The 24,368-nt window shown below is 45.9% G+C and carries 21 protein-coding genes; 15 read left to right on the top strand and 6 right to left on the bottom strand.

Features of this window, described 5'->3' with window-relative positions; genetic code table 11:
• Position 1 precedes the first annotated feature (1 nt).
• Genes dusB through ligA form a run of 5 tightly spaced genes read right to left on the bottom strand, consistent with a single transcriptional unit; the run spans position 2 to position 5,611 of the window.
• A complete protein-coding gene (gene dusB, locus TRQ2_RS04395) occupies positions 2–922 on the bottom strand; it encodes a tRNA dihydrouridine synthase DusB (RefSeq protein WP_011943414.1) in 921 nt (306 codons plus the stop codon).
• Complete coding sequence (gene nadD, locus TRQ2_RS04390; protein WP_038033216.1) at positions 912–1,529, bottom strand: nicotinate (nicotinamide) nucleotide adenylyltransferase; 618 nt, start codon at positions 1,527–1,529, stop codon at positions 912–914. The genes dusB and nadD overlap by 11 nt, the downstream gene beginning before the upstream one ends.
• A complete protein-coding gene (gene obgE / locus TRQ2_RS04385; RefSeq protein ID WP_012310777.1) occupies positions 1,486–2,793 on the bottom strand; it encodes a GTPase ObgE in 1,308 nt (435 codons plus the stop codon). Before obgE ends, nadD begins: the two co-directional genes overlap by 44 nt.
• On the bottom strand, positions 2,790–3,554 hold the full coding sequence (locus tag TRQ2_RS04380; RefSeq protein WP_011943411.1) for a hypothetical protein: 765 nt from the start codon (positions 3,552–3,554) through the stop codon (positions 2,790–2,792). Before TRQ2_RS04380 ends, obgE begins: the two co-directional genes overlap by 4 nt.
• A complete protein-coding gene (ligA, locus tag TRQ2_RS04375) occupies positions 3,545–5,611 on the bottom strand; it encodes an NAD-dependent DNA ligase LigA (RefSeq protein ID WP_011943410.1) in 2,067 nt (688 codons plus the stop codon). Before ligA ends, TRQ2_RS04380 begins: the two co-directional genes overlap by 10 nt.
• 50 nt (positions 5,612–5,661) lie before the next feature.
• On the opposite strand from ligA, the gene TRQ2_RS04370 reads away from it, so the two are divergent.
• Genes TRQ2_RS04370 through TRQ2_RS04350 form a run of 5 tightly spaced genes read left to right on the top strand, consistent with a single transcriptional unit; the run spans position 5,662 to position 12,152 of the window.
• Complete coding sequence (locus TRQ2_RS04370) at positions 5,662–7,530, top strand: hypothetical protein (RefSeq protein WP_012310776.1); 1,869 nt, start codon at positions 5,662–5,664, stop codon at positions 7,528–7,530.
• The gene (locus TRQ2_RS04365; RefSeq protein WP_011943408.1) at positions 7,527–8,606 is read left to right on the top strand and encodes a BMP family protein; all 1,080 of its coding nucleotides are present in this window, start codon (positions 7,527–7,529) and stop codon (positions 8,604–8,606) included. The genes TRQ2_RS04370 and TRQ2_RS04365 overlap by 4 nt, the downstream gene beginning before the upstream one ends.
• 35 nt (positions 8,607–8,641) lie before the next feature.
• Entirely contained in the window at positions 8,642–10,165 is a 1,524-nt protein-coding gene (locus TRQ2_RS04360; RefSeq protein ID WP_011943407.1) for an ABC transporter ATP-binding protein, read from the top strand.
• Positions 10,162–11,196, top strand: a complete 1,035-nt coding sequence (locus TRQ2_RS04355; RefSeq protein ID WP_011943406.1) for an ABC transporter permease — start codon at positions 10,162–10,164, stop codon at positions 11,194–11,196. Before TRQ2_RS04360 ends, TRQ2_RS04355 begins: the two co-directional genes overlap by 4 nt.
• Positions 11,193–12,152, top strand: a complete 960-nt coding sequence (locus TRQ2_RS04350) for an ABC transporter permease (RefSeq protein WP_008194051.1) — start codon at positions 11,193–11,195, stop codon at positions 12,150–12,152. The genes TRQ2_RS04355 and TRQ2_RS04350 overlap by 4 nt, the downstream gene beginning before the upstream one ends.
• On the opposite strand, the gene TRQ2_RS04345 is transcribed toward TRQ2_RS04350, so the two are convergent.
• A complete protein-coding gene (locus TRQ2_RS04345) occupies positions 12,134–13,318 on the bottom strand; it encodes a TM0106 family RecB-like putative nuclease (RefSeq protein WP_011943405.1) in 1,185 nt (394 codons plus the stop codon). The genes TRQ2_RS04350 and TRQ2_RS04345 overlap by 19 nt on opposite strands.
• A 76-nt stretch (positions 13,319–13,394) precedes the next feature.
• Here TRQ2_RS04345 and TRQ2_RS04340 point away from each other — a divergent pair, with 76 nt between their 5' ends.
• The 10 genes from TRQ2_RS04340 to xylB all read left to right on the top strand — a co-directional run bounded on the left by TRQ2_RS04340 (position 13,395) and on the right by xylB (position 24,349).
• Complete coding sequence (locus tag TRQ2_RS04340; protein WP_011943404.1) at positions 13,395–13,967, top strand: diguanylate cyclase domain-containing protein; 573 nt, start codon at positions 13,395–13,397, stop codon at positions 13,965–13,967.
• Positions 13,968–15,233 (top strand): UDP-N-acetylglucosamine 1-carboxyvinyltransferase, encoded by a 1,266-nt coding sequence (gene murA, locus TRQ2_RS04335; protein WP_011943403.1) that lies wholly within the window; start codon positions 13,968–13,970, stop codon positions 15,231–15,233.
• Positions 15,214–16,176 carry a radical SAM protein gene (locus tag TRQ2_RS04330; RefSeq protein WP_011943402.1) on the top strand — a complete coding sequence of 321 codons (963 nt, stop codon included), beginning with the start codon at positions 15,214–15,216 and terminating at the stop codon, positions 16,174–16,176. Before murA ends, TRQ2_RS04330 begins: the two co-directional genes overlap by 20 nt.
• Before the next feature lie 107 nt (positions 16,177–16,283).
• The gene (locus tag TRQ2_RS04325) at positions 16,284–17,420 is read left to right on the top strand and encodes an ROK family transcriptional regulator (RefSeq protein WP_012310775.1); all 1,137 of its coding nucleotides are present in this window, start codon (positions 16,284–16,286) and stop codon (positions 17,418–17,420) included.
• 13 nt (positions 17,421–17,433) lie between these two features.
• The gene (locus TRQ2_RS04320; RefSeq protein ID WP_012310774.1) at positions 17,434–18,597 is read left to right on the top strand and encodes an iron-containing alcohol dehydrogenase; all 1,164 of its coding nucleotides are present in this window, start codon (positions 17,434–17,436) and stop codon (positions 18,595–18,597) included.
• A 12-nt stretch (positions 18,598–18,609) separates the two neighbouring features.
• Complete coding sequence (locus TRQ2_RS04315) at positions 18,610–19,563, top strand: ABC transporter permease (RefSeq protein WP_011943399.1); 954 nt, start codon at positions 18,610–18,612, stop codon at positions 19,561–19,563.
• 14 nt (positions 19,564–19,577) lie between these two features.
• Positions 19,578–20,297, top strand: coding sequence for a polysaccharide deacetylase family protein (locus tag TRQ2_RS04310; protein ID WP_012310773.1), 720 nt, complete (start codon positions 19,578–19,580; stop codon positions 20,295–20,297).
• 24 nt (positions 20,298–20,321) lie between these two features.
• Positions 20,322–21,293, top strand: coding sequence for a sugar-binding protein (locus TRQ2_RS04305; RefSeq protein ID WP_011943397.1), 972 nt, complete (start codon positions 20,322–20,324; stop codon positions 21,291–21,293).
• A gap of 15 nt (positions 21,294–21,308) precedes the next feature.
• Positions 21,309–22,871 carry a sugar ABC transporter ATP-binding protein gene (locus tag TRQ2_RS04300; protein WP_012310772.1) on the top strand — a complete coding sequence of 521 codons (1,563 nt, stop codon included), beginning with the start codon at positions 21,309–21,311 and terminating at the stop codon, positions 22,869–22,871.
• Entirely contained in the window at positions 22,871–24,349 is a 1,479-nt protein-coding gene (gene xylB, locus TRQ2_RS04295) for a xylulokinase (protein ID WP_011943395.1), read from the top strand. Before TRQ2_RS04300 ends, xylB begins: the two co-directional genes overlap by 1 nt.
• The last annotated feature ends 19 nt before the right edge of the window (positions 24,350–24,368 follow it).

The following is a 24,368-nucleotide window of genomic DNA, read 5'->3' as shown; positions in this document are numbered from 1 at the left end:
CTCACACCTCCTTGATGAAATTATAAAACATCTCTTTTAAAATTTGAACTTTTTCTATTTTCATAACTTTCTCTCTGAATCTCCTTGCGCCTTTCAAATCTTTTGTATAACCTGCCAGAAACTTTCTCATTTCCACAACTGCTTTTCTTTCACCCTTCGTCTTTATCAACAATTCGAGATGTCTTTCGAACGTTCTAAGAATTTCTTCCCGGGACGGTTCAGAGTACCTTCCGCTTCGGAGGAAATCCTTTATCTGTTTGAAAATCCAAGGCCTTCCTATCGCGCCTCTCGCTACCAGAAGGCCATCACATCCGCTTTCTTCCAGAGCCCTTTTGGCGTCTTCTGGGGTGAAAACATCACCACTCACAAAGGTAGGAACTCTCTTTTCCAGAACACTCAACGCCTTCCATTCAGCCTTCCCAGTGAAACCCTGAACCACCGTTCTCGTGTGAATGAATACCTCATCCACTCCTTCCTCAACGAGTATTCGATATATCTCCTCGACTTCATTTTTCTCCCATCCAAGGCGAGTTTTCACAGAAAATTTGCCAGAAACACTCTTTCTGAGCTCCCTCACAATGTATCGAAAATGTCTCAAATCTTTCAACAAAGCTCCGCCTGCTCCTTTTTTTACAACTTTTCTCACAGGACAACCAGCGTTCAAATCTATCCACTTGTACTTTTCAGAGAGAATCCTCGCTGCCTCAGAAAGTTCGCTCGGTTCGCTTCCAAAGATCTGGACCGCCACGTTTCTTTCATGTGGTTGTGGTAAGAGTTCTTCTGTCTTCTGAGAATTCATGAGAAAACCCTTTGCACTCACCATTTCAGAGAACGCAAAATCCGCACCCCATTCGAAAGCCAGAGTGCGGAATGCCGAATCAGTGTATCCTGCCATCGGCGCAAGACCGACTTTAAGCTCCATAGAAAACCTCCACTTCCTCCCTGATCTCCTCTGGTACGAACCCTTTCAAAGTCTTCCCAATTCTGGCCCTTTCACGAATCTCCGTAGAAGAAATTTGAACGATAGGCATATCCAGAAACACAATCTCGCTCAGATCTCCTAATACTCTCCTGGCGTGCTCATGATAAGGTTTCCCGCAGTACCTCGGATAAACAACCAGGGTGGATTTTTCCAGGATATCGCGGTATCTGTACCATTTCTCAAAGTAAGAAAGCGCATCTTCGCCAACGATAAAGAACGGTTTTGTCTTGTAGATCTCTGAAAAATACTCTATTGTGAAGATAGAGTAAGAAACGCCTCCTCTCCCTTTCTCATAATCACTCACTTCCACCTTTTCCATTCCTTCGAAAACTTTTTTCAACCACTCGAATCTCTTTTCAAAGGGGGCGACCGTTTTCTTGTGCGGCGGATTGAAAACGGGTACAACGATCAACCGATCCAGATCGAGAATTTCAAGCGTGTAGACACTCACAAGTACATGACCGGTATGAACGGGATCGAACGAACCTCCAAATATGCCTATTCTATTCCCTGTATTCAAACTCGAAATCTCCGATCCTGACAACATCCCCTTCCTTCACCCCGGCTTCTTTCAATTTATTGTTCAAACCGTTTTTCTCCAGAACCTGTAAAAGCATCAATCTCGCATCCCTCTGATTCAGGTCGAATCTCTCTATCCAGACTCTAAGGTTCTCTCCTTCAACCACCCAGTATCCCTCATCTTCTTTGACAACTTCTAAATGGAACTTCTCAGGAAGCCTCCTCCAGACAGGTGAAGGCTTCACGAATTTTTCTTCTTTTCTTTCCGATTTCTCTACTTTCATTTCCCTGACAATGGAGGCTAGCTTTGAAACTAGCAGATCTATTCCCTCACCTGTCAAGGCAGAGACGGGGATCACCTCTCGGTTGGTAGCATCTCTCAGTCTCTTCAGAATCTTCTCCAATTCTTCTTTACCGATAAGGTCTATCTTGTTTGCAACCACTATCTCGGGTTTCTCCAAAAGGAATGGAGAATACTTCTTCATTTCTTCTCTTATGACGAAGTAATCTCTCACCGGATCTTCCCTCTCATAGCCACTCACATCGATCACATGGGCTATCAAGTAGCACCTTTCAACGTGCCTCAAAAATACGTTTCCGAGACCTACACCCTCACTTGCACCTTCGATGAGACCGGGAATGTCCGCTACCACAAAGCTGAAGTCATCGTATTTCACCACTCCCAGATTAGGTATGAGTGTTGTGAACGGATAATTCGCTATTTTGGGTCTTGCGTTGCTGATGCGCGATATGAGGGAAGACTTTCCCACGTTCGGGTATCCAACGAGTCCAACATCTGCCAGTATCTTCAGTTCAAGTTCGAGCCATCTGGACTCACCTTTCTCGCCGCGTTCTGCTATCAAAGGAGCCTGCTTTGTGGATGTTGCAAAATGGGCGTTCCCTCTTCCGCCCTTTCCACCGCGCGCCACACACACGATTTTTCCCGGTTCGTTCAGATCAGCGATGATCTCTCCGGTAACGGCGTCTTTGACCACAGTTCCTACCGGCACGTCTATGAAAAGATCCTTACCGTTTCTTCCTTTCATTTTCTTTCCCATGCCGTGTTTTCCGTTTTCCGCCACGAATTTTCTTTTGTTCACAAATTCTATCAGTGTGGAAACAGAAGGATTGGCCCTGAGGAAGACGAACCCTCCATCGCCGCCGTCTCCACCATCAGGACCGCCCTTTGGAACGTATTTCTCTCTTCTGAAGCTCACACAACCGTTTCCTCCGTCACCGGCTTTCACGAAGATTTTCACTCTGTCAACAAAATCCGCTCTCTCTATGTTCAACTCGAGACCCTCCTGAACATCTTTTCAATCGCGTCTATCTTTTTCAAAAGATCCAGATTTTCCAGTTCCTCCAATGCATCTCTTATCGAGACCTTTTCCTTTTTGAAAATGTTCAGATTTATAAGGAGATCAACCGTTCCTTCTGTTGTCTCCAGTTGTTTAGCCAGTGAAGCCTTGAATCTGTCCTTGTATTTAGAGATTTCATGGAATGGAGGAAGACGGAAATTCTTTCCATAGTGTATCCTATCCCCGATCGGCGAAAGCTCCAGGAAGACCTCTCCCGCTGTTTCTTTTAGGAAACTATAAAGGAAAATCGTTTCCAACCTGCTCAGGTTAAACGTCTTGAAGAAATTTCTCGGTTTGATATGAACCTTTGGAGCTTTTGAAGGCTTGGGAAATTTCATTCTTTCCAGTTCATTCAACACTTCCGATTTCATAGCACCGGCTGCCACCGAAAAGATCAATCCACCACCAATTTCCAGGAAGATCTGTGGGGGAAGCGCCAGCACTTTATGAACTGCCTCCAGAAGGATTTCCGCTTTGTCAGAGGTTCCCCAGATCTTGAGTTTAGAGAATTCTGCATCAATGTGCTTTGAAACATCGAAGTATTCGGGAAGTTCTTTCTTCAGAATTCCCACAAGGTCATCGAAGGTTCTCAACAGAGAACCTCGTAATTCAGGTGGTTCGTGTCTCCAGCCAATGTTGAAAACCATCGAAAAACAAAAGCTCTTCAGTGGTTTTCCTTCGAATATCAACTCCATTCCTTCCAACTCCTCATTATCTCATCGAAGTTGTACCCTTTCAATTCTGCTCTTTTTCTGACAAACTCGAGGAATTCTTCCTCACTCATCGTTTTTACTTTCAACATCTTCGCTTTTTCGTACTTGGAACCGGGATTTTCACCCACTATGAGATAGTCCGTGTTCCTGCTCACAGAGTTGACGACTTTCGCTCCCAGCTTCTCGAAAAACTCTACTATTTCTTCTCTCGTAAAGTTCTTCAAGGTACCTGTCACGGCGAAAGTCAATCCCTTCAGAATATCGAGTTTCATAACTCTCTCTTCGAGTTTCACTCCAGCTTTTTTGAGTTTTTCAATGATTTCCCTTGTTTTTGGATTTCGGAAGTACTCAACGATGCTCTTTGCGATTTCTGGACCGATTCCCGGTATGTCCTTCAGTGTTTCATAAGAAGCATCTGCGATTGCTTCCAGGGATTTGAAATGTTCCGCGAGGATTTTCGCCGTCTTCTGACCTACCATGGGAATTCCAAGACCCGTTATCAGTTTATGGAGCGGCCTCTTCTTCGCCTCTTCTATCTCTTGGAGAATCTTAGCTATCGTTCGCTGACCGATCCCCGGTCCAAGCTGAGCGAGATCGAAAGGAGTGAGGTAGAAGATATCCGCTATATCCTTTACAAGGCCAGCATCGACCAATCTGTCTATCAGCTTCTCCCCGAGTCCTTCAATATCGAGAGCCTCTCTGGAAACCAGAGTCCTCAAAGCCCTCTTCAGTTTGGCAGGACAATGCGGGTTTAGACACCTGAGAGCAACCTCTTCGGGATCCAACTTTCCTACTTTCCCGCCGCAGACAGGACACTTATCGGGTGGTTTTATTTCCTTTTCGCTTCCGGTTCTCAATTCCGGTATCGATTTGACTATTTGAGGAATGATTCCACCGGCTTTTTCCACAAAGACATAGTCTCCTATCCTGATATCTTTTTCTCTTATGTACTCGAAATTGTGCAGCGAAGCTCTCTTCACAATCGTTCCAGCGAGCTGAACGGGTTCGAGCTCGGCAACGGGTGTGAGAACACCTGTTCGTCCAACCTGGATGGTGACATCCAGCACCCTGGTTCTTGCCTGCTCAGCAGGAAATTTGAATGCGATAGCCCATCGCGGTGCTTTCGATGTTTCGCCGAGAATTCTCTGGAAATCGAATCTGTTCACCTTCACCACAACGCCATCAACCCAATAATCCAGCTCCTTCTTTCTTTCTTCCCACTCCCTCCAGTAATCGATCACTTCCTGAATGTTTTTACACAGTTTAGAGTGTGGATTCACCTTGAAACCGAGTTCTTTCAGAAACTGGAGAGCTTCCCATTGTGTCTTCAAACCGTAGTTTTCGGGATGAACCACATAGTAAATGAACGAATCCAGACGCCTTGCCGCAACGAGTGCCGTGTTCAACTGCCGAAGCGTTCCTGCAGCGGCATTCCTCGGATTGGCAAAAGGAGGTAGTCCTTCTTCTTCTCTTTCGTCGTTCAACCTTTTGAATTCATCCACAGGCATGTATATTTCCCCTCTCACTTCTACGGTGACGGGCTTTCTCAGACGAAGTGGAATACTGCGTACGGTCTTCACATTCTCAGAGACATCCTCTCCTTCTATCCCATCTCCCCGTGTCGCTCCCAAGACGAACTTTCCGTTCTCATATCTGAGAGCTATGGAAACGCCGTCTATCTTCAGCTCGGCAACGTACTCGACTTCTGCCTCCTGAAGAGTTTTTTTAACACGCCGATCGAATTCGAGAATCTCTTCTTCGTTGTACGTGTTATCCAGACTCAACATAGGAACGGAATGCTTTACCGTTTTAAAACCTTCGAGTACCTTTCCCCCTACCCTCTGAGTTGGCGAATCCGGTGTAACCAGTTCTGGATACATCCTTTCCAGTTCAATGAGCCTTCTCATGAGTTTGTCATATTCCTCGTCCGTAATAACTGGATCGTTCAAAACGTAGTATCTGTAGTTGTGATACTCGATCTCCTCTCTGAGCCTTTCCACTTCTTCAATTACTTCCTTTGGGATCTTTCTCTCACTCATTCTTGATCACCCCTTGTCTATAGTATAATCCCGAATGGGGAGTTGAGACGATGAAAAAATGGATTTTTCTGTTCTTGTTATTTCTGGTTGTACCCGTTCTTTCCCTTGCCATCGATTTAGAAAATGTCACCGCACAGTTTCAAAAGCTGGTGGAAGATTACGAAAGTGGATCCCCGCAGGATCCATTCGTGAGTTATGTAAAAGAAAACATCCCTCAACTTCAAAAGTACAGAATCTTTCGAAGATTTCTTGCAGGAAGTGTGGAAAAAACTGAATTTGCAAAAACACCGGGTGACTACCTTTTCGTGCTCTATCAAAGCTGGAAAGAAACCAACTGGGAAAGAAAACTCTCCAACGTTCTTTTCCTCTCTTACTTTCAGTCCACGATGTCCGGCTCAAAGCCTTCAGAGAGTGTCCTGAAAAATTCTCCTGCCTTCAATTCCTTCTTTGCCGAATACAGAATGTTCGTTCGCTCCAACGCGTTGAACTTGATTAGATGGATCTTAGCCTACTACACAGGAGGAACAAACACTCCCCCACCTGTTGAATTCAACCTTGGCATCAGAAAATTAGGGTTCTCTTTCAATGTGAATCATGATGTTCATCCAGATATTTTGAAACTCCTCCCTGAAGATCTGGAAACAAAATTAAAAGAAGCGATCGAGGAAATCGCCTCTTCGAAAAACCAAGCCGAGTACACTCGAAACATAAACAGGCAGGCGAGTCTTCTGTGGAAAGAATTCGAAAGTAATATCTCCGCACTCCAGAACGAAGTAGCGGGTATCTTTGAAAACACATCACTATCGATATCCAACTTCTGGTGGATCCGGTTTGTCGTCTACGGTGTTCTTCTGGTGATTTTCCTGAGAAAGTATCGAACGATACTGCAGTTCATCATCGCCGCAGAGATTCTGTTCATCTGGGTGACAAAATCGCTGTATCTCAACACCGTTGAAAACATGATCTTTTCAACTTTTGTCGTTTTCACGTTCATCTTTTTCAATTTTATCTTTCTTGTCAGGAAAAGGTATCTCTATCCACTGCTATCACTGATATTTGTCTTCCTCCTTTTCATCCCGTCGTACATCTCAGTCAGAGAAATGGGTATGGATAGTGCTTTTGAGAACTCACCGTATTACAATCAGCTGAAAGTTGAGATATTTGAAGATCCTGACTCACACGTAAAAACGATCATAAACAGAATAAACACGATAGCCCTTTCAAGTAAAGAACACACAAAGCAAATAGTGGAAACCCTTGGATCTTTACCGGAAGAACTGCTAAAAATCGAAGCTCTAAAATCGATAGAATCCACTAAAAACGGCATTTTCCTTCAGCTGAATGATCGCTCAAAATTCTTCACCACAGCCGGGTTCGAAGACAGATTGAATTTAACCGGTAAAATCGAAGGCGATCTGAGTGATTACCTCTCACAGGAAAAATCCAGGTATAGAAAGTACAAAAGAGAAATCAAATCACTGGACCAATTTGTAGAAAGGATCACCTCGTACACTTCCGAAAAATTCTCACAGGATTTCGAAAGAGAACTGACAAACACCATTGAAAGGTACCCACTCATTGAAGGTGTTTCTTTCTCCTATTCAACGGAGAAAAGGTATCTCTCGCTGAAACCTTATCGCACCGTGAATGGATTGATCGGCATCTTCACTTTCTTTTTGCTTTTCTTCTCCGCTGTTCTTGGAGGAAGATATCTGATCTTTCCCGCAGCAGCGACTCTGTTCACCTCCATCCTTTCGATGATCAAATGGAAACACCTCGAAGTTTTCGTTGAAAGCGGAATTTTCCCTCTGATCATCGAAACTTCGTCCACTCACACCTTCCACATCGAAGTGTTTTTGATATTCGTTTCTCTGTTTCTTCTCTATAAAAACTTCATGAAAAGGAGGGTGAAAGCATGAAAAAGTTTCTCGTGATTTCTTTGATGATTTTCGCGGTTGCTCTGTTTGGTTTCAAAGTCATCATGGTGACGGACGTCGGGGGACTCGGTGACAAATCCTTCAACGATGGAACGTGGGCAGGAGTAAAGCAAGCTGCAGAAGAACTCGGAATAGAAGCGAAAGTGATACAATCTTACGAGCAGTCCGACTACATACCGAACCTCAGCAAAGCAGCGGAAGAAGCTGATCTCGTGTTCGCTGTTGGTTTCATGATGACGGATGCCCTCTTTAAAGTGGCAAAACAGTACCCAGACACGTACTTTGTGGGAATAGACATCACGCCTCCCGAGGGCCAGATTCTCCCGAACGTACTCACATTCACCTTCAAAGAACAGGAAGCCGCCTTCCTGGTAGGTTACGTGGCGGCCGCCATGACGAAGACCGGAACGGTTGGATTCGTCGGAGGAATTCCGATACCTCCTGTGGAAAGGTTCAGATACGGTTACGAGGCCGGTATAAAGACTTACTCGGTTCTCCACAAAAAGAACGTGAAGATCTTGAGAGGCTACACACAGGACTTCGAAGATCCGAAGAAGGGTAAGGACCTCGCCATGTCCCAGTTTGCGGAAGGAGCCGATATTGTGTTCCACGCCTCCGGCGCCTGTGGAAACGGCGTTATAGAAGCTGCCAGGGAGAAATTCTCAGCACTGGCCGGTTCTGACAAACTCGTTGACCTTATAGATTACTACACGACGAACGGAAAAGGATTCTTCGCCATAGGAGTGGACATGGATCAGGATTACATGGCTCCCGGTGCAGTTCTGACGAGTGCCATGAAGAGAGTGGACGTTGCGTCTTATTACGGAGTTGTCTGGGCTTACGAGGGAACGTTCGAAGGTGGACACAGGGTTCTTGGAATCTCCGAAGATGCAGTTGGAATAAGTCCTATGAAGTACACGAAAGGACTCGTTCCCAACAGAGTCATAGCCGAACTCCTTTACCTTGAAAAATTGATGAAAGAAGGCACTCTGAAAGTCCCAGAGACTCAGGAAGAACTCGATGCTTTTGAAGTGCCACAAATCGAATTCCCATTCTGAGGGGGAGTCCTCCCCCTCTTTTCAGGGGTGATCCGGTGGAGTACGCAGTTGTGATGAAGGGAATCGTTAAAAGGTTTCCAGGAGTTCTGGCAAATGATCACGTGGATCTCTTCGTCGAAAAGGGTGAAATCCACGCTATCGTTGGTGAAAACGGCGCTGGAAAAACCACTCTCATGAAACAACTCTACGGCCTCTTAAAGCCCGATGAGGGGGAAATCTACATAAACGGAAAAAGAGTAGAATTTTCCGGTCCCGCTGACGCGATAAAAAATGGTATAGGTATGGTTCACCAGCATTTCATGCTCGTTGACAACCTGACGGCTTACGAGAACGTGATCATCGGGATGGAACCAAGGAAAGGAATTCTTCTGGATAGGAAAAAGGCGAGAAAAGAAGTTAAAAAACTCTCGGAAGAGTACGGATTAACAATAGACGTCGATATGAAAATAGAGGACATGCCCGTGGGGTTGCAGCAGAGAGTAGAGATCATCAAGACACTCTACAGAGGAGCAGAGATTCTCATATTAGATGAACCTACTGCCGTCCTCACTCCACAGGAAACAGAGGAACTCTTCGAAGTCTTGAGACGATTGAAAAAGAGCGGGAAGACGATCATATTCATTTCGCATAAATTGAACGAAGTGATGGAGATCTCCGATAGAATCACCGTTATGAGACAGGGAAGGGTCACAGGAAACCTCATTACTTCACAAACCACACCACAGGAAATAGCGAGATTGATGGTGGGAAGGGAAGTCGTTCTCACGGTTGAGAAAAAGCCAAAAGAAGCCGGTGAAACACTCCTCAAAATAGAAGATCTCTGGGTCAAGGACAACAGGAAACTGGACGTTGTAAAGGGAGTTTCTTTCGAGGTAAAGAGGGGAGAGATAGTAGGGATAGCCGGTGTTGCTGGAAACGGTCAGTCCGAACTGGTAGAAGCGATCACAGGACTTCGCAGAGCGGAACGCGGAAGAGTCCTCTTCAGAGGTGAAGATATAACGGGATACGACCCAAAAAGATTGCGAGATCTCGGAATGTTCCACGTTCCAGAAGATCGACTCAAAAGAGGTTTGATAGTGGATTTTCCGGCATATTTCAACACCATTTTGGGAAGGCACATGATAGAGCCTTTCGTGAAGAGCGGTTTTCTCAACATGAAGGAAATAAAAAGATTTTCAAAACAACTTTTTGAAAAGTTCGATATCAGGCCGAGAAATATAGAACTCCTCGCGGGAAGTTTCTCCGGTGGGAATCAGCAGAAGATCATCGTTGCGCGTGAAATGAGTTTCTCCCCCGAACTTCTCGTTGTGGCTCAACCGACACGTGGTCTGGACGTGGGTGCGATAGAATTCATCCACAAAACACTCGTATCGATGAGAGACGCAGGTGTTGGTATTCTTCTCATATCCATGGAACTGGACGAAATCTTCTCGCTCAGCGACAGAATACTGGTTATGTACGAAGGACAGATAATGGGAGAAGTCAGACCGGAAAAAACCACTCCAGAGGAAGTAGGGCTCATGATGGCAGGTAAAAGACTGGAGGAGATCAGAAGATGAACAACAGGGTGTGGTCATTTCTTGTCCCGTTCTTTTCGGTCATCATAGCACTTCTTATAGCAGCCGTGGTGATCATTCTGATCGGGCAGAACCCCGTGATAGCGTACAAAGCCATGATCGAAGGGGCTTTCGGAAATATCCAGGCTCTGGCCGATACGGTGATAAAAACCACGCCGCTCATCCTAACAGGACTCGCCGTTGGATTTGGTTTCAGAGCAGGGCTATTCAACATAGGAGCGGAAGGACAGATGATCATGGGAGGGATTCTGGCAACTGTCGTTGGAATGCACATGAGAGGAATACCGCCATTACTCGCTATCCCTCTTACGATGATTGCCGGCATGCTGGGAGGTGCCGTCTGGGCCTCTATAGCCGGTTATCTGAAGGCAAAAACGGGAGCACACGAAGTTGTGTCAACCATAATGCTGAACTGGATTGCAACCTACATATCCTCCTACCTCATCACGGGACCACTGGCAGTGGGATCGGGTACCCCAAAAAGCCCAGAAATTGCTCCTTCTGCCAAACTTCCTCCTATTGTTACAGTTGGCGCCTTAGAAATGACCTCCGGTATTCTGATTTCAATCCTTTCAGCGGTGGTTATATACATCGTTCTGGAGAAGACGAAAACTGGCTATGAGGTGAAAGCAGTTGGATTCAATCCGTACGCGGCAGAATATGGAGGAATAAACATCTCAAAGAACATCGTCATGTGTATGGCAATAAGCGGAGCGCTGGCGGGTCTTGCTGGAGCCCTGGAAGTGATGGGGTTACATCACAGGTTCCTAGGAACACTCTCCGGCGGAAAGGGCTTCGATGGAATCTCGATCGCGCTGATCGGACAAAACCATCCCATAGGCATCATCTTCGCCTCATTTCTCATAGCTGCTCTGCGAACTGGATCGAGCAACATGCAGTTCGTTGGGGTACCAAAACACATCGTCACAATCATACAGGGTATCGTCATATTCCTCGTCGCAGCCGACAGGATTGTTAAAACCCTTCTCAGGTTCAGGAAGGTGAAAAGATGAAAATACTGGAAGTGCTCTGGAACATTTTCTCGAATCCCCTCTTTTACAAGCTCACTCTCACAGCTTCCACTCCTCTTCTTTTCGCATCCCTTGGAGGTGTTTTCAGTGAAGTTACAGGGGTTGTGAACATCGCCCTTGAAGGAATAATGCTCCTTGGAGCGTTTTCTTCGGTGGTGATCACATACTACACCGGAAACGTGTGGCTCGGTTTCTTGCTTTCCATCCCCATAGGGATCGGATTTTCCTGGTTCCACGCCTGGGCGAGTATCAAATGGAGAGGTAACCAGATAGTGAGCGCGACGGCGTTGATACTGGTCGCGCAGGGTCTGACAGGTTTTCTCATGGAACCGATATTCGGTCAGCCGGGGCAGACACCTTATGTGGGTCGAATCGAAGAGATCACACTACCTGGAATTTCCTCCATTCCTTTCATCGGAGAAGCCATCGGAACCATCAGTCCAATAGTTCTCATAGCCTTCGCAATGGTCTTTTTTGCGTGGTTTTTGATCTACAAGACCCCACTGGGTCTCAGAATGAGGGCAGTAGGTGAAAATCCCGAGGCCGCCGATACTCTCGGTGTTGACGTCTTCAAAATAAGGTACTTCGGAGTTCTCATGAGCGGTGCTCTGGCGTCCATGGGAGGAGCGTTCCTTTCCATAGGAGAGGTCGGTAACTTCAGGGAACTCATGACGGGAGGAAGGGGCTTCATTGCCCTTGCGGCCATGATCCTTGGAAATTGGAATCCCATAGGTGCCATGTGGGCCTGCCTCATGTTTGGTATGTCAGAAGCTCTGGCCAATCAACTTCAGAGCAGTCCCATTCTCAACGTACCCGCTACGGCAAAACCGTTGTTCAATCTCTTTCCGTTCGTTGTTACCCTCGTTGTCGTGGCTGGCCTGATAGGAAGAACTAGACCACCAGCAGCCGATGGTGTTCCCTATGAAAAAGAAGAGTAAGACCTCATGAAATCCAGGACCAACTTCGTTGCCCTCACATCATCTTCGTTGTACAGGAGCATCTGCTTTAGAAGCTCCTCGTTTCTCGTTTTTTTCCATTTCTCATAAAGCCGCAGTATTTCATAACCATTCAGAGACGTTCTCCAATCGTACCCCAGATACTTAGCGATTCTTTTGAGTGAGTAGGACATAACCGGAAAAACGAAGTGATTCCTCAGAATTGAGAACACATCGAGAAAATTCATCCTTTTGTTTCTGCCGATCAATGAAATCAGCTTTCTCTTCTCTGGTCCATGATAATGGTAGAGAACACTTCCATCATCCAGAGAGTTCAAAAATGCGATCAGATCTTCTTGATCTTCTTCCAGAAAATATCTGTACTCATCACCTATTAAAAACCCATAGAGAAAATCACTCTCTTCCGCTGGATGATACTCTATGTCAACTATTGTTCCTTCTGGAAGATCTTCCGGAGGAGTTATCATTATCACTCTATTCTCGAGAAACGCCCTCGCCGCCATGATGAACCTTTTTCCCTTCTCTTTTCCAAATACCTTTTCCAGGATTCTCTGGTCCGCCCCTGCGAGATCTTCCAGCGTTTCTATACCCATTCCATAGAGAACCCTGTACGTTTCTTCTCCTATCCCGTTCACCAGAAGCAAACTCTTCTCTTCAAGAAGCTTCCCTTCGCAATCTTCGAGAAAATCACAGTATCTACAGTGTTTTCCCACTCTGGGATGAGGATCATCATCTAATGTCAACATTTCTCTCAAAACATCTTCGACGATGGGTATCAGATTTTTCCAGTTTTCCATCTTTCTTGAGAAGCTGTCGGATACGATCTCCACTCCAGAAACCTTCAGACCAGCTTTTGAGAAAACCAGGGCATGATAAGCGCTCTCAAGGATGTATTTGTCTTTAAACCTTTTTGCGTTCTTTCTTAGAATAATTCTCCATCCATCCCTTTCTTTCACAACCAGATCGGGATTTGAAACCAATCCATGACCCTCAAACTCACACACGATCACAGGATTTTCGAGAGGGAATCCAGCCTCCATTAACTCCTCCGAAAAATTCGGAGAAACCTCTTTTGAAATTTTTTTTGAAAGGTAATATCGCCTTGGACACACCAAGAAATTTTCCATATCTTCGTAGCTTATTGTCATCGAATAATCCCTCCACAATTTCGACGTGGTAGAATATTTCTGAAGTTTATTATACTGACAATCGGAGGTGCTCAACATGGATGAACGCACGGAACTTTTGAAAAGAATAGAAGAGCTGGAAGAGAAGCTGCGGCAATGCCAGCAGAGAGAGCAGGAGCTCGAGGCTCTGATAGAAGAATACAACGAAGTCATGAAGAAACAATTCCAGGTGTTCGACGATTTCTTTGAAAAGCTGGGAACTACAAAAATGATCGATCCACTGACAAGAGTGTACGCGAAAGACCATTTCCTGAGACTCCTATCTTATCAACATCAGAGGGCCTTCGAAGAGAACACACCTTACACGATATTCTTTGTGAAAACAAAGGTATCTGAGAATGAAAGAGAAAAAGCGCTGATGAAGATAGGAAAAGTTCTCAAAGAATGCGTGAGGGTACCCTTAGATAGTGTGGGCAGATACTCCGATGATACTTTTGCACTCTTCGTAATCGGTGTTGGAAAAGAAACGGCTCCGAATATAGAAGAGAGAATAAAAAATCACATCGAAAGTATAGGAGACATCGAATACTCGATTGCATACAAAAGCTATCCTGAAGATTTCATGGATCTGGAAAAGGCGATCCTCGATCTTGAAAAGGCGGTGGCTTGATTGGGCAAACTGGTCGTTCAGGGTGGTACCGTTCTCGAAGGAGAAGTGGAGATATCGGGTTCAAAAAACGCTGCTCTTCCAATAATGGCAGCGGCGATTCTATGCGATGAAGAGATAATTCTCAAAAACGTACCGAGACTCCAAGATGTCTTCGTCATGATAGACATCCTGAGATCCATTGGATTCAGAGTGGAATTCGACGAGAACGAACTGAAGATCAAAAGAGAAAACGATATCTCACAGGAAGTACCTTACGAACTTGTCAGGAAGATGAGGGCGTCCTTCAACGTGCTCGGTCCGATCGCTGTGAGAACTGGAAGGGCGAAAGTTGCTCTTCCAGGCGGGTGTTCCATAGGTGTCAGACCTGTGGACTTTCATCTTGAAGGTCTCAAAAAAATGGGATTCTCGATAAAAGTGGAACACGGCTTTGTTGAAGCCACCTTTGAAAGAAGAACCGACCAGGTGACGATTACCCTTCCTTTTCCAAGCGTTGGTGCCACGGAACACCTGATGACCACAGCGGCTCTCCTGGAAGGCACTCGTGTGGTGATAGAAAACGCCGCCATGGAACCTGAAATCGTGGACCTTCAAAATTTCATAAACAGAATGGGTGGACGTATTGAAGGAGCCGGAACCAGCCGAATAGTGATTGAAGGCGTGGAGAAAATGCAGGGAGTTGAATACAGCATCATTCCCGATCGAATAGAAGCTGGAACGTACCTGGTAGCCATCGCAGCAAGTCGAGGAAAAGGTCTGGTGAAGAACGTGAACCCGGATCATCTCACGAACTTTTTTGAGAAACTAGAAGAAACAGGGGTAAAACTTAAAGTTTTTGGAAACGAAGTAGAGATCGAAATGAGAGAAAGACCAGAAGCGGTGGATGTTACAACGAATCCGTACCCTGGTTTTCCCACGGATCTCCAACCTCAGATGATGGCGTATCTATCGATAGCGTCGGGAGTCTCGGTTATAACCGAAAACGTCTTCAAAACGAGGTTCTTACACGTGGACGAGTTGAAAAGAATGGGAGCGGACATAGAAGTTTCTGGAAACGTTGCCATAGTGAAAGGAGTTGAAAAGCTCAGCGGTGCCCCTGTTGAGGGAACGGATCTCAGAGCAACCGCTGCCCTTCTCATAGCGGGAATCATAGCGGATGGTGTTACAGAGATAAGCAACGTTGAACACATATTCAGAGGTTACGAAGATGTCATAGACAAATTCAGTAAACTGGGAGCAAAAATCGAGTATGTCGAAAAAGAAAATTGAGAGAATAAAAGAGATCGAAACCACACTTTGGGACAACCTTGAAAAGTGCGAACTCTGTCCTCGAAAGTGTGGTGTTGATAGATACAGAACCACCGGAATCTGTGGACTGCCCGCCAGAGCGAAGATATCCAACGCGGTTCTTCACTTCGGTGAAGAACCTCCCATCTCTGGAAAAACGGGTGCGGGTACGGTGTTCTTCAGCGGTTGTAACATGAAATGTGTATACTGTCAAAACATGGGATTCAGTCAGAAAGGAATAGGAACAGAGGTTGAAGTGGAAGACCTTGCGGAGATATTCTTGATCCTGCAAAAACACGGTGCGAAGACCCTGAATCTTGTCACCCCCACACCACACCTTCCGTTCATAATCTCAGCCCTGAGAATCGCCATTGAAAATGGATTGAACCTTCCCATCGTCTACAACACCAGCGGATACGAAGACCTCGAGATTCTCAGACTTTTAGAAGGTGCCGTTGATATCTATCTTTCCGATGTGAGATATTCGGACAACGAAGCTTCTAAAAAGTACTCAAAAACCCCGGATTACTGGACAGTTGTTCAGAAGGCCATCATCGAGATGTTCAGACAGGTGGGTGTCTTCGACGAAGAAAAAATGAAAGGCCTCATTGTGAGAATTCTTGTTCTTCCTGGAAACGTGGTGGATTATTCTGAAATTTTTTCTTTCCTTTCAAGCCTGTCCACACGAATTCCTCTCTCCATAATGAATCAGTACATCCCTCACTTTGACGCCCAGAAATTTCCCGAAATAAGCAGAAAACTGAACCAGGACGAGTACGAAAAAATTTTAGAACTGGCTGAAAGATACGGTTTTACCGAAGGATGGTATCAATCTGAAGAAAAAGAGAGAGTGACCGCCAGAGGCCTGAAGGAAATCTCCGAAAAATTACAATTTTTAAGGTTAAAAACCCATAATTCCTATTAAGCAGTCGAAAATGGAGAAAACAACAGATATCCGACCTTGATTTTAAATTATTTCCCGCATATAATTAATGAGAAGATAATATTACGATCCAAAAGGAGGAATCGAAGTTGAAATACAACTCTCCGAGAATAAAAATCCTCAACAAAAAGAGCATCCTCAAGGTGATTCACGAAAACCATCCCATCTCCAGATCAGACATATCGGAGGTCACAGGGCTCACGCCGAGCAGTGTAACAAGACTCACGAAAGAACTCATAGATGAAGGTTATATAAGAGAGATCGGTACGATGGGGAAAAATTCTCCCGGAAGAAGAAGAATTCTCCTCGATCTAAGAAAGAACGCCTTTTTGAGTTTAGTCTTCGATATAGGAGTGAATATAACGACCTACGGTGTTGGATTTTTCGACGGAGAAGTAGAACCGAGGGGAACTTTCAACACACCGAGGGAACCAGTGGAATTCTTCAACATAGTCAAAGAAATCTACGAACGCATCTCAGGTGAATATAGAATTTCAAGAATCTCTCTTTCCGTTCCAGGAATGGTTGATATGGAAGAAAAGAAAATACTTCTCGCCCCAAACCTTGAGTGGGAGAACGTGAGTATAAAAGAACTCCTCAAAGTCGATGTTCCCGTTCTTGCGGACAACGAGGCGAATCTTTCCATGCTCGCCGAAAAGTACCACTCAGAAGATCTGAGAAACGTGAAAGAAGCCGTTTTTATCATCATAAGAGAGGGTGTTGGAGCGGGATTGATGATCGATGGAAAGATCTTCAGAGGTCCTTCTTTTACAGCGGGTGAAGCAGGGCACATGACAGTGAACATGTACTCCGACAGGCAGTGCCACTGTTCCAACTGGGGTTGCTGGGAACTCGTCTCTTCGATCAACTGGGCGATCGAGCAGTACGGGAAAGAACTCCCTGGAAAAAACGCAATAGAGAAATTCCAGGCGCTGAAGCAGAGAAACGATGCAAAAAGAATACTGATGAAATTTGCGGAAAACATAGCGGTCGGCATCGTGAACCTGGTGAACATATTGAATCCTGAACTCGTGATCCTTGGTGGGGAAGTCGTCGATCTTGGTGATAGTTTTCTCGATATTGTAAAAGACTTTGTCCATCAAAGAGCTTTGAAGGCCGCTGTGAAGGATCTGAAAATCAGAACCACAGAATTCAGAAACATCAGTTCCAACCTCGTGGGTGCGGCCGTACTGGCTGTCGAGGACATAATAGAAGAAGTCAAATAAAGGAGGTGACAGTATGTTCAAAATTTCATCCTATCTTCCAACGGAGATCATTTTCAGGGTGGGAGCGGTGGACGAACTGGAAGAAAGGGCAAAAAAGCTCGGAAAAAAAGCATTGATTGTGACAGGGCGCTCCAGCACTAAGAAGACCGGCCTTTTGCAGAGAGTGGTAGATCTTCTCAAGAAAGCAGGAGTGGAAAGTTTCGTCTTCGACAAAATAATTCCCAACCCGATATCGGATCACGTCGATGAGGCTGCAGAAATCGTGAGAAAAGAGAAAATAGATTTCATCATAGGACTTGGTGGAGGAAGTCCAATAGACAGCGCAAAAGCGATTTCTATTACCGCTCCGAATGAAGGAAAATTCTGGGATTACGTTCCCGTAGGTGGTGGAAAGATTCCAGAAAAATCCATCCCCGTTGTTGCTATACCCACCACACACGGAACGGGAACCGAGGCAGATCCATTTGCGGTGATCACAAATCCCCAAACGAAAGAAAAAGTGGGAATAGGCTATAGAAACACCTTTCCCGTTCTCTCCCTTGTGGATCCTGAAGTGATGAAGACATTACCGAAAGACCAGACCGCGTACACCTCTATGGATGCGTTCTATCACGCTATAGAAGCCTTCCTCAACGTGAATGCGAATCCTTACTCGGATGTCCTCGCCCTGGACGCCATGAAAAGGATTGTGACATATCTCCCAGTTGCTTACGAGAACGGAGAAGATATGGAAGCCAGAACGAACCTCGCCTGGGCCAGTACTGAAGCAGGAATCACAGAGACTCTGACCGGTGTGATCGCAAACCACGCGCTGGAGCATGGTCTCAGTGGTTTCTATCCAGAAATCACCCATGGTCTTGGTCTGTGCATCACAGGTCCGTACCTGTTCGAATACATCTTCGATCACGCCTACGAGAGACTCGCCATCGTTGGAAGGGAAGTGTTCGGCGTTTACGAAACAGACGATAGAAAAGCTGGAAGGATCGCTATCAAGAAACTGAGAGACTTCCAGGAAATGTTCGGTCTCAACAAGAGACTCAGTGAACTGGGTGTGAAAAAAGAGGATATTCCAAAGATGGCAGAAACCGGCTACAGGATACTGAATGGAGTGGTTGTTGTAACTCCCGGTAACTTAACCGCGAAGGACATGGAAGAAATATTCAACAGGTGTTACTGAGGAGGAGATAGCTTGGCTTCGAAATTTAAGAAGAGAACTTTCAGAGAACTCGGCCCTTTAGTTGCTCTCGTCAGTCTGGCTGTCTTCACGGCTATCCTGAATCCCCGCTTTCTGACGGCATTCAATCTTCAGGCTCTCGGAAGGCAGATAGCGATCTTTGGCCTGTTAGCTATCGGTGAAACCTTTGTCATCATCTCCGGGGGAGGAGCCATCGACCTCTCCCCCGGTTCTATGGTGGCGCTCACAGGGGTAATGGTCGCCTGGCTCATGACTCACAGTGTTCCCGTGTGGATCTCTGTGATTCTCATTCTATTGTTTTCTATAGGAGCAGGTGCGTGGCACGGCTTGTTCGTCACAAAACTCAGGGTTCCCGCCTTTATCATCACCCTTGGAACACTGACAATCGCCCGAGGCATGGCAGCCGTGATCACAAAGGGATGGCCTATAATCGGACTCCCGTCTTCTTTTTTGAAAATCGGGCAGGGTGAATTTTTGAAGATACCGATCCCGGTGTGGATTCTCCTTGCAGTGGCTCTTGTGGCAGATTTCTTCCTCAGAAAGACCGTTTACGGAAAACACCTGAGGGCTTCCGGCGGTAACGAAGTCGCCGCAAGATTTTCCGGGGTGAACGTGGACAGGGTGAGAATGATAGCGTTCATGGTATCAGGGTTCCTTGCCGGTGTGGTGGGGATAATCATTGCGGCAAGGCTTTCTCAAGGGCAACCAGGTGTTGGTAATATGTACGAACTCTATGCCATAGCCTCTACCGTGATCGGTGGAACGAGTCTCACGGGAGGAGAAGGAAGTGTTTTAGGAGCAATCGTAGGCGCGAGTATCATTAGTCTTCTCTGGAACGCTCTCGTTCTTCTCAACGTTTCGACGTACTGGCACAATGTAGTCATCGGAATCGTCATAGTTGTGGCAGTAACTCTCGACATATTGAGAAGGAGACTTGCAAGCAAATAACAGGTGGGTGGGTCATGAAAAGACTTCTGGTTTTTCTTTCGATCTTTTTGACAACAGTTTTGCTTTTTTCAATTGATTCAAAAGTGAACTCCAAGGAGGAAAACGGAGTGAAACTGGTGGCGCTCACTTTCGATGACGGTCCTGATGTAAAACTCACCTCCGCAGTACTGGACACTCTTGAAAAACACGGTGTTGTAGCTACCTTTTTCGTTGTGGGACAGAGGTTGAACGAAAGTACTCGAGCTATCCTCGAAAGAATGATATCCATGGGATGTGAAATAGGAAATCACTCGTGGAATTATGAACCACTTGACAAAAAAGATCCTGAGACGATAAAAGATCACATCGAACGCACGAACAAGCTTATCAAGAAATACGCAGGAAAAGAACCTCGATTCTTCAGGCCACCAAACTTGGCAGTGAGCGGTACCATGTTCGATGTGATAAACATGCCGTTTGTGAGTGGCGTTCTCGGTTACGACTGGGCAGGATGCGATAGAGATCCCCAAAAGATAGTAAACAACGTACTGAAAGGCGTAAGAGATGGTGCAATAATTCTTCTTCACGACGTACAGCCGGAGCCGCATCCGATCGTCGAAGTCCTGGAGATACTGATCCCAGAATTGAAAAAACGTGGATACGAATTCGTCACTCTGAGCGAGCTTTTCAAAAGAAAAGGAGTGAACCCTGAAGATCCGGTGTACAGAAAAAAGATGTGGGTGTATGTGGAATAAACCATCTTTCAAGGGGGTGTTATCATGAGGAAACTTCTGGTTTTTCTTTCGGTTCTCCTGGTTGCTGGTCTGTCGCTGGCTCTCACCATAGGTGTTATCGGAAAATCCGTCCATCCTTACTGGTCACAGGTGGAACAGGGTGTTAAAGCGGCGGGGAAGGCCCTCGGAGTGGATACGAAGTTCTTCGTCCCACAAAAGGAAGATATCAACGCCCAGCTTCAGATGCTCGAATCTTTCATAGCCGAGGGCGTGGACGGTATTGCGATCGCACCGTCCGATCCAACTGCAGTCATCCCCACCATCAAGAAAGCCCTTGAGATGGGTATTCCTGTTGTCACTCTCGATACAGACTCTCCAGACAGCGGAAGGTACGTCTACATCGGAACGGACAACTACCAGGCGGGTTACACAGCCGGTCTCATCATGAAGGAGCTCCTTGGAGGAAAGGGTAAGGTCGTCATAGGAACGGGTTCACTGACGGCTATGAATTCCCTTCAGAGAATCCAGGGGTTCAAAGACGCCATCAAGGATTCAGAGATAGAAATAGTCGACATTCTCAACGATGAAGAAGACGGTGCAAGGGCTGTGTCTCTGGCGGAAGCTGCCCTCAATGCCCATCCAGATCTCGATGCATTTTTCGGTGTGTACGCCTACAACGGACCTTCTCAGGCACTCGTGGTGAAAAATGCTGGAAAAGTTGGGAAAGTGAAGATCGTCTGTTTCGATACAACACCCGATATTCTTCAGTACGTGAAAGAGGGAGTTATTCAGGCAACAATGGGGCAGAGACCTTACATGATGGGATACCTGTCAGTCACAGTTCTTTATCTGATGAACAAGATAGGTGTTCAGAACACTCTGATGATGCTTCCGAAAGTCAAGGTTGATGGAAAGGTTGACTACGTGATCGACACAGGTGTTGACGTGGTCACACCAGAGAACCTCGATGAATATTTGAAGAAGATGGAAGAACTCGGAATTCCAATAAAATTCTGAAAAACACGAGGAGGGGTGTTTCCCCTCCTCGTTTTCAGGGGTGATCGAATGGAGATACTGAAAGCAAAGGGCATAGTGAAAAGATTCCCTGGAGTTGTGGCTGTGGACAACGTCGATTTTGAGGTTTACGAAAACGAGATTGTCTCTCTGATAGGTGAAAATGGTGCTGGTAAATCCACCCTCATAAAAATTCTGACGGGTGTCCTCAAACCTGATGCGGGAGAAATTCTGGTCAACGGCGAAAGGGTAGAATTTCACTCTCCGGTCGACGCGTTCAAAAAGGGTATAAGTGTTATCCATCAGGAACTGAACCTGTGTGACAACATGACTGTGGCGGAAAACATCTTTCTCGCCTATGAAGCTGTCAGAGGACAGAAAAGAACCCTTTCCAGTAGAGTTGATGAGAACTATATGTACACAAGATCTAAAGAACTGCTCGATCTCATCGGCGCCAAATTCTCTCCAGACGCTCTGGTGAGAAATCTCACCACCGCCCAGAGACAGATGGTGGAGATATGTAAGGCACTGGTTAAAGAACCCAGGATCATCTTCATGGATGAACCCACATCATTTCTCACTGTCGAAGAGACAGAAAGACTCTTCGAAATCATAGAAATGTTGAAAAGTAGAGGTATTTCTGTCGTTTTCGTTTCACATAGACTGGACGAAGTTATGAGGATAAGTGACAGGATCGTTGTGATGAGAGACGGAAAAAGAGTCGGCGAGTTGAAAAAAGGAGAATTCGATGTGGACACGATCATAAAAATGATGGTAGGACGTGAAGTGGAGTTTTTCCCACACGGAATTGAGACCAGACCCGGAGAAATTGCACTCGAAGTCAAAAACCTGAGATGGAAGGATAAAGTGAAGAATGTTTCTTTTGAAGTGAGAAAGGGAGAAGTTCTGGGATTCGCGGGACTTGTGGGGGCTGGAAGAACTGAAACGATGCTCTTGGTGTTCGGAGTGAATCAAAAGGAATCTGGAGACATATACGTTAACGGAAGGAAAGTTGAAATAAAAAATCCGGAAGATGCCATAAAGATGGGGATAGGACTCATTCCTGAAGACAGAAAACTTCAGGGACTCGTTTTGAGAATGACTGTGAAGGACAACATCGTGCTCCCATCACTGAAAAAAATCAGCAAATGGAGGCTCGTGCTCGATGAAAGAAAAGAAGAAGAGATCTCAGAAGACTATGTAAAAAGACTCTCCATAAAAACGCCTTCCATTTATCAAATAACAGAAAATCTATCGGGCGGAAACCAGCAGAAAGTGGTCCTTGCCAAATGGCTCGCCACGAATGTGGATATTCTGATCTTCGACGAACCAACACGCGGAATAGACGTTGGTGCAAAGGCAGAAATACACAGAATGATCAGAGAACTCGCCGCACAGGGAAAAGCTGTGATCATGATCTCTTCGGAACTCCCAGAAATACTGAATCTCAGCGATAGAATAATCGTCATGTGGGAAGGTGAAATCACAGCCGTTCTGGACAACAGAGAGAAAAAAGTCACCCAGGAGGAAATAATGTACTACGCATCTGGACAGAAAAAACAGAACGGGAGGGTCGCATAATGAACCTGTACGTGGGACTCGATGTGGGAACGACCGGCGTCAAGGGAATTCTTGTGAACGAGAAGGGAGAGATTCTCGCTACTGCGAACGAAAGACTAATGATGCTCACTCCTCAGCCCGCCTGGGCAGAGCAGGATCCCTTCTCCTGGTGGGAGGCGGTGAGAAAAATACTGAAAAACCTCTCCGACAGATCGAAAGAAATGGGCGGCAAAATAAGAGCGATCTCCACCAGCGGGCAGATGCACAGTCTTGTAGCAATAGATGACAACGGTAAAGTCCTGAGAAATGCCATCCTCTGGTGCGATCAGAGAACATACAAAGAGTGTGAAGAAGCCACCCAGATCCTCGGCGGAGAGGAAAACGTTCTCAAGCTCGTCGGAAATCCTATTTTGCCCGGTTTCACACTCCCAAAAATACTCTGGATCCGAAAGCATGAACCTGAGATCTACGAAAAAATCTCAAAAATCATGCTTCCGAAAGATTTCATAAACTACATGCTCACCGGTGAGGTGAAAACGGAGCATTCCGACGCCTCCGGAACGGTGATGTACAGTGTGTCAAAGATGGAATGGAACAAGGACGTATTGAAAGAACTCAACATACCGGAAAGTGTTCTTCCAGAGATAATACCGTCGAACGGCGTGGTTGGAAATGTGAAACCCGAAGTAGCGTCGGATCTCGGTCTCTCCGAAGACACGCTTGTGATAGGCGGAGGAGCCGACAACGCCTGTGCAGCTCTTGGAATAGCCGTCGTAGAACCGGGTGACGTGATGGTGAGTCTCGGTACTTCAGGAACCGTTCTGGCACCCACAAAAGGGAATCAGCCCGATCCAAAGGGTAGAGTACATTTCTTTGCACACACCGTTCCAGAAACAAGATACCACATGGGTGTGATGCTCTCCGCTACCTATTCACTGGAGTGGTTCAAGGAAAAATTCCTGAGCGAAGATTACGAAACAATCAACGAAGAGGTGGATAAAATTCCTGCAGGATCAAACGGGATAATCTTCCTGCCGTATCTCAACGGTGAAAGGACACCACACAGAGATCCATTCGCGAGGGGTGTTTTCTTCGGTATATCCTCGTACAACACCAAGTGGGATATGGTGAGAGCCATATTCGAAGGCGTTGCCTTCGGTATCAAAGATTCGTTCGATATACTGAGAGAACTCAAGGTGGTTCTCAACAGTGTGAGAATTACAGGAGGAGGTTCAAAGAGCAGGGTATGGAACAAAATGCTCGCAGATATGACAGGATTGAGAATACAAAAACCAGCCGTGGATGAAGGGGCGTCTTACGGTGCAGCGATCCTCGCAGTGTCTGGCTCAATGGGAGAAAATCCCGCGAAAATTTCGAAAGAGTGGTTCCGCGTGAAGAGTTACACTGACCCTGCTGTTGAAAACACAGAAACCTACGAAAAACTACACGAGAAATTCAAAAAACTCTACACATCTCTCAAAGAGATGTTCAGATCTTGAAAAGAGGGCGCTCTGCCCT

The sequence above is a fragment of the Thermotoga sp. RQ2 genome (genome assembly GCF_000019625.1).
Classification (GTDB): domain Bacteria; phylum Thermotogota; class Thermotogae; order Thermotogales; family Thermotogaceae; genus Thermotoga; species Thermotoga maritima.
Note: the sequence above shows the minus strand (reverse complement) of the source record. Positions and strands in the feature narration are given on the sequence as shown.